The organism is Streptomyces sp. NPDC127119, assembly GCF_042677425.1.
Taxonomy (GTDB): Bacteria; Actinomycetota; Actinomycetes; order Streptomycetales; family Streptomycetaceae; genus Streptomyces.
Window position 1 is genome coordinate 1 of the sequence record NZ_JBHXTO010000266.1, and the last position, 6,028, is coordinate 6,028.

At 71.3% G+C, this 6,028-nt stretch carries 5 protein-coding genes; 3 read left to right on the forward strand and 2 right to left on the reverse strand.

Annotated elements, in window-relative coordinates; genetic code table 11:
• Positions 1 to 121: 121 nt before the first annotated feature.
• Positions 122 to 538 (reverse strand): rodlin, encoded by a 417-nt coding sequence (locus ACFVH5_RS43690; protein WP_385839257.1) that lies wholly within the window; start codon positions 536 to 538, stop codon positions 122 to 124.
• 252 nt (positions 539 to 790) lie between these two features.
• Between ACFVH5_RS43690 and ACFVH5_RS43695 the strand changes: the two genes are divergently transcribed.
• Together ACFVH5_RS43695 and ACFVH5_RS43700 are read left to right on the forward strand one after the other, a co-directional pair.
• Positions 791 to 1,204, forward strand: coding sequence for a rodlin (locus ACFVH5_RS43695; RefSeq protein WP_107016148.1), 414 nt, complete (start codon positions 791 to 793; stop codon positions 1,202 to 1,204).
• Positions 1,205 to 1,399: 195 nt separating this feature from the next.
• On the forward strand, positions 1,400 to 1,810 hold the full coding sequence (locus ACFVH5_RS43700; RefSeq protein WP_107016147.1) for a rodlin: 411 nt from the start codon (positions 1,400 to 1,402) through the stop codon (positions 1,808 to 1,810).
• 34 nt (positions 1,811 to 1,844) lie between these two features.
• Here the strand turns inward: ACFVH5_RS43700 and ACFVH5_RS43705 are convergent, their stop codons facing one another.
• The gene (locus ACFVH5_RS43705; RefSeq protein ID WP_385839259.1) at positions 1,845 to 3,860 is read right to left on the reverse strand and encodes an AMP-dependent synthetase/ligase; all 2,016 of its coding nucleotides are present in this window, start codon (positions 3,858 to 3,860) and stop codon (positions 1,845 to 1,847) included.
• Positions 3,861 to 4,003: 143 nt separating this feature from the next.
• Between ACFVH5_RS43705 and ACFVH5_RS43710 the strand changes: the two genes are divergently transcribed.
• Positions 4,004 to 5,782 (forward strand): hypothetical protein, encoded by a 1,779-nt coding sequence (locus tag ACFVH5_RS43710; protein WP_385839260.1) that lies wholly within the window; start codon positions 4,004 to 4,006, stop codon positions 5,780 to 5,782.
• Positions 5,783 to 6,028 lie beyond the last annotated feature (246 nt).

The window sequence follows — 6,028 nt, forward strand, 5'->3', positions numbered from 1 at the left end:
GGGGCTCCAAAAAAAAATTAAAAAAACTAAAAAAAATAACCACAAAAAACCCCCCAATGACCGCGGCCCCCCGCCCCCCCCGGCGGGGGGCCGCGACCCGGGCAGTCCTCGTGACGGCCGGTCAGCTGCCCGAGGCGCCGTTGCCCGAGAGCACCGGGATGTTGTCCAGGACGTGCGAGATCGGCTCGTCACCCTTCGCCTGGGTGGAGTTCTCGGCGCACTGCTGGTTCTGCGGCGCCGACAGGACCGGCACGTCCTGCAGAGCGGTGACCGGCACCAGGACACCCACGAGCGAGGCCAGGTTGGCCTTGACGGGCACCCCGAGGCAGAGCTTGTTGAGCGAGCCCTGGACGAGCTGGCCCTGAGGGCTCATGTCGCCCTCGGTCTTGGCGTTGCCGTACACCTGCTCGGCCTGGTTGCCGTTGGCGGTGGTGACGCCGCTGTCGTTGCCGATGGCAAGCGCCTGCGGGGCACCCGCCGCCGCGACACCGACGACAGAAGCGGCGACCGCCGCCGTGGCCATTGCCTTCTTGAGCATTTCTCCGGTCCTTTCCTGCGCAGAGACCCGTGTTCCTGCTCCCGCATCAACCGGAGGCGGGCCGATTGGTTTCGAGGTGTCACCCGGTTGGCCCGTTCCACGGTCCGCAATTCACGGAAAGCTCCGCGCGCATGTGTAGTACAAACGGCATTCCCAAATGGGCCATCGGAGTGAACCGGAGCAACTATGCGGGCCGGGGGCAGTTGTCCAGGTCGCTCCGGTGGACGGGGTTACTCCAGAAGGGACCAGCAAGTGATCAAGAAGGTTATGGCTGCCGCGGCGGTCGCCGCTTCCGTCGCCGGTGTTACGGCTGCCGCCGCCCCCTCGGCGATGGCGATCGGCAACGACAACGGCGTCACCACCGCCAACGGCAACCACGCCGCGCAGATCTACGGCAACCAGGCGACGTACGGCGACATGAGCCCGCAGATGGCGCTCATCCAGGGCTCGCTGAACAAGCCCTGCATCGGCCTGCCCGCCAAGGCCAACCTGGCCTCGCTCGTCGGCCTGGTGCCGGTCACGGTCGCCCAGGACGTGCCGATCCTGTCGGCCCCGCAGAACCAGCAGTGCACCGAGAACTCCACGCAGGCGAAGGGCGACGAGCCCCTCTCGCACATCCTCAGCAACATCCCGGTGCTCTCGGGCAACGGTGCCTCCGGCAGCTGATCTGCCGCATCACCCTGTGGGCCGCCGGCCTTCCCGGCGGCCCACTCCCCCTGCCACGTCAACGGCGGCGCGTAGCTCCGGTCCCGAGGAAGGCCTGTGGGCCAATCGGGGCAAACCCCGCAACCGCACCGTCCACCGCACTGTTGATGAATATGCGGCTCCGTTACGGGGGCCACTCTCCGAAAGGGAACGAAAATGAAGAAGCTGATGGCGACCGCGGCACTTGCCGCCTCTGTCGCCGGTCTGTCGGCCGTCGCCGCGCCCCAGGCGCTGGCCATCGGCAACGACGACGGCGTCACCACCGCCAACGGCAACGGTTCCGTCCAGAAGTACGGCAACCAGGCCACGCACGGCAAGATGAGCCCCCAGCTCTCCCTCGTGCAGGGCTCGCTCAACAAGCCGTGTGTCGGTCTGCCGGTCAAGGCCAACCTGGCCTCCCTCGTCGGCCTGGTGCCCGTCACCGTCCTGCAGGACGTGCCGATCCTGTCGGCCCCGCAGAACCAGCAGTGCACCGAGAACTCCACCCAGGCGAAGGGCGACGAGCCCCTGTCGCACATCCTGGACAACATCCCGGTGCTCTCGGGCAACGGCGCTGCCGGAAGCTGACTTCCCAGCTCCACCGAGCTCCGCGAACAGCGGGTCACCCCTCGGGGGTGGCCCGCTGTTCCCGTGTGTACTGCTGTTCCGGCGCCGGTGTCGGGTTGGCGTAGAGCGCGTCGATGTCCTGCGCGTACGCCGCCGTCACCGCGTGGCGCTTGATCTTCAGGGACGGGGTCAGCAGGCCGTTCTCCTCGGTGAACTCGCCCTCCACCAGGGTGAAGTCCCGGATCGACTCGGCCCTGGAGACGGCCTGGTTCGCGTGGTCCACGACCTTCTGGACGTCGGCGCGCAACCGGGGGTCGCCGACCAGCTCGGACAGCGGGGTGTCGGCCGGCATCCCGCGGACGTACAGCCAGTGGGTGAGGTCCTCGCGGTCCAGTGTGATCAGGGCGGCGATGTAGGAGCGGTTGTCGCCGACGACCACGCACTGGCCGACCGGGGGCCGGCTGCGCAGGCGGTCCTCCAGGACGGCCGGGGAGACGTTCTTGCCGCCGGAGGTGACGAGGATGTCCTTCTTGCGGCCGGTGATGGTGAGGTAGCCGTCCTCGTCGAGCGAGCCGAGGTCGCCGGTGGCGAACCACTCGTCGGTCAGGACGGCGTCGGTGGCGGCCGGGTCGTTCCAGTAGGCGCCGAAGACGATGCCGCCCTTGATGAGCACCTCGCCGTCGTCGGCGATCCGCACGGCCGTGCCCGGCACGGGAAGCCCGACCGTGCCGGGGCGGGGCCGCAGGGGCGGCACGATCGTCGCGGCGGCGGTCGTCTCCGTCAGTCCGTAGCCCTCGTAGACGAGGATCCCGGCGGCGTAGAAGAAGAGGCTGAGCTCGCGGTCGAGCGGGGAGCCGCCGCTGATGGCATAGCGCGTACGGCCGCCGATCTCCTTGCGGACACGGCGGTAGACCAGCAGGTCGTACAGGGCCCAGGCGGCGTAGAGACCGGGTCCCGGCCCCTTGCCGCGGCCCAGGAACCTGTCCAGGTGCAGTTCGCCGAAGCGGACGGCGACGCGGTGGGCGCGGTCGAAGGAGGCGCCGCGGCCGATGCGTTCGGCGGTGGCGCGGCCGGTGCCGTGGATCTTCTCGAAGAGGTAGGGCACGCCGACGAGGAAGGTGGGCCGGAACCCGCGGAGCGCCGGGCGGAGTTCGTCGGGCTTGATGCTCGGGAAGTGGCCCAGCTCGATCCGTGCCATCAGACAGGAGATCTGGAGGGTGCGGCCCAGGATGTGGGCGAGGGGCAGGAAGAGCAGGGTCGAGGCCTGCTGGCCGGTGACCTCCTTGAAGACGGGGTGGAGGAGTTCGACGGTGTTGGCGGCCTCGGCGTACAGGTTGGCGTGGGTGAGGACGCAGCCCTTGGGCCGGCCGGTGGTGCCGGAGGTGTAGCAGATCGTCGCGACGGTGTCGGGGGCGAGGGCGCTGCGGCGCTTGGTGACCTCCTCGTCGGACAGGTCGCGCCCCAGGGCGGTCAGTTCGGCGATGGCGCCACCGCGAACGGTTCCGTTGCCGGTGCCCTCGTCGGCTTCGGCGTCGAGCTGCCAGATGCGCGGGGGTGCCGGGTGGCCGGCCGTGCCGGTGGTGACCGCCGCCGCGTTCTCCGGTGTCTCGACGACGACGAGACGGGTGGCGGAGTCCCGGACGATCCACTCGATCTGCTGGGGCGAGGAGGTGGGGTACACGGGGACGGACAGGCCGCCCGCGGCCCAGATCGCGAAGTCGAGCAGCGTCCACTCGTAGCGGGTACGGGACATCACCGCGACCCGGCCGCCCGGTTCGAGGCCCGCCGCGATCAACCCCTTGGCGACGGCGGTGACTTCACGGGCGAAGGCGGTGGCGGTCACCGGCTGCCAGGTACCGCGTTCCCTACGGCGCAGGACCACGGCGTCGGGGGCCTCGGCCGCGTTGGTGAAGGGCAGGTCGGCGATGCTGCCGGTGGTGGTTCCCGGCGCGAGGGCGGGCATGCGCGCCTCACGGACCGTGCCGCTCCCGTCCCTCGTGAGCTCGACCTGGACACGGCCCCTCGGATCGGTGCGCTTCTTCGCCTGCTTCAGTTCCCTGCGTACGCCCATGACGGCTCCCGGTGGCGGCTCGCGGTGCGGTGGCGCTTGCCCGTTGCGGTGACGCTTACTTACTTCGGAGTAAACTTACTCATGCGTAGGGGATTTTCAACAGGCCCGTCAAGCTCGGCCGGACGTGGGCCGATGAACGGATCATGACGTCGACGCACTCCCCCGCCCGCCCCTCGCACTTCTTCCACGGCAGGAGCCGTCCGCCCTCGTCGTCCGTCCTGTCGCTGCCGCCCGGCTCCGGCCCCGGTACCGCGTGGGCGGACCGGCTGCGGGTGGCGGTGTGGGCCGTGCCCGCGCTCCTGATCGCGTACGCGGGGTTCCGGCGGCGGTGGATGTCCGACGACGCCTACATCTACGTACGGACCGTGCGGCAGGTGCTCGCGGGGAACGGGCCCGTGTTCAACGCGGGTGAGCGGGTCGAGTCGTCGACCGGCACCCTGTGGCAGTGGCTGCTGGTCGCGGCCGGGGCGGTGGGGGTCGATCCGGCGACGGCGGCGGTGTACGGGGGGCTGCTGCTGACCGCGACCGGGTTCGCGCTGGCGGGGATCGGTGCGCTGCGGACGTACGGCGGGCGGACGGCCGTGCCGCTGGGTTCGCTGGTCCTGCTCGGGCTGCCTCCTGTCTGGGACTTCGCGACCTCGGGACTGGAGACGGGGCTCGCGACGTGCTGGATCGCGGGGTCGTGGCTGGCGCTGACGACGAGGCCTGCCTCTCTCGTGACGTCTCTCGTCATCGGTCTCGGCCCCCTGGTTCGGCCCGACCTGGGGCTGGTGACCGTGGTGTTCCTGGCGGCCCAGTGGCTGCTGGTGCGGCCGTCGTGGCGGGGGGTGTTCGCGGGGGCGGGGGCGGCGGGGGCACTGCCGGTCGCGTACGAGGTGTTCCGCGCCGGGTACTACGGGCATCTGGTGCCGCTGCCCGCCGTGACGAAGGAGGCCTCGCAGAGCCTGTGGGGGCGAGGGCTGATCTATCTGGCGGACTTCGCGCATCCGTATCTGCTGTGGGTGCCGGCGCTGTTCGTGGCGGCGGCGCTCGTTCCGGCCCGCGGGGGGTCGCACGGGCTCGGGGTCGGCCTGCGCGGGCCGGGGGGATTGCGCGGGCCGGAGGTGGTGCGGGTCGTTTCCGCGCTCGCGCCCGTCGTCGCCGGACTGCTGTGCTGGCTGTACGTCGTGAAGGTCGGCGGTGACTTCATGCACGGACGCATGCTGCTGCCCGGACTGCTGTTGATGCTGCTGCCCGTGTTCGTCGTCCCGGCGACACGGGTCGGCACGTTGGCGGCGGTCGGCGTCGGTCTGTGGGCGGTGGTCTGCGCCGGCTGGCTGCGGATGCCGTACGGCGGGCAGATCGGCCCGGCGGGGATCGCGGACGAACGCGGGGTGTACGTACGGCACAACGCCGATCCGCATCCCGTGCGGCACACCTTCGCGGGGGCGCCGCACCATCTGCGGTACGCGCGTGCGGTGGCGGCGGCCGGCCGCTCGGGCGTGCCTGTGGTGGTGCTGGGCAAGGACGGGTGGGTCCGGGGCGCCTCCGGCGGGGTGACGGCGAGTTATGTGGTCCTCGGGTTCAACGGCTCGGTCGTTCCGCTGGACGGGGCCGCGCTCGATCCGATCGGGCTCGCGTATCCCCTGGCGGCGCACTCCGAACGGGTCGGAGCGGGGCGGGTGGGCCACGACAAACACCTGCCGGCGGCTTGGCTGGTGGCCGACCGGGGGGTGGGGGTGCCGCCCGCCGGGGTCTCACCCACCGAGGTGGCCGCCGCGCGGCGGGCATTGCGGTGCGGGGTTCTGGCCGAGCTGGACGCGGCTGTTCGGGGGCCGTTGACCGGGGGGCGGTTCCTGCGGAATGTGACTGGGGCGTGGGGGCGGACGTCGCTGCGGTTCCCGAACGATCCGGTTGCGGCAGAAAGACAACTGTGCGGGTGACCTCCGGTCGGGGGTTGGTTGTTGACTGCGGGTGACCTCCGGTCCGGTCGGGGGTCGGCTGCGGGTGCGTGGGGGTTGCTCGCGCAGTTCCCCGCGCCCCTGAAGGGGTGGGTGGCTGCGCGCCGAGCGGACGTGCCGGCCCGGTGGGGGTGACCCGCGGCCGTCACCCCGGCCCCGCAGGGGGGGGGGCCCCCCCCGCCCCATGGAGTATGGGGGCGGGGGCCCGCCCCGGCGCCCCCCCCCCCC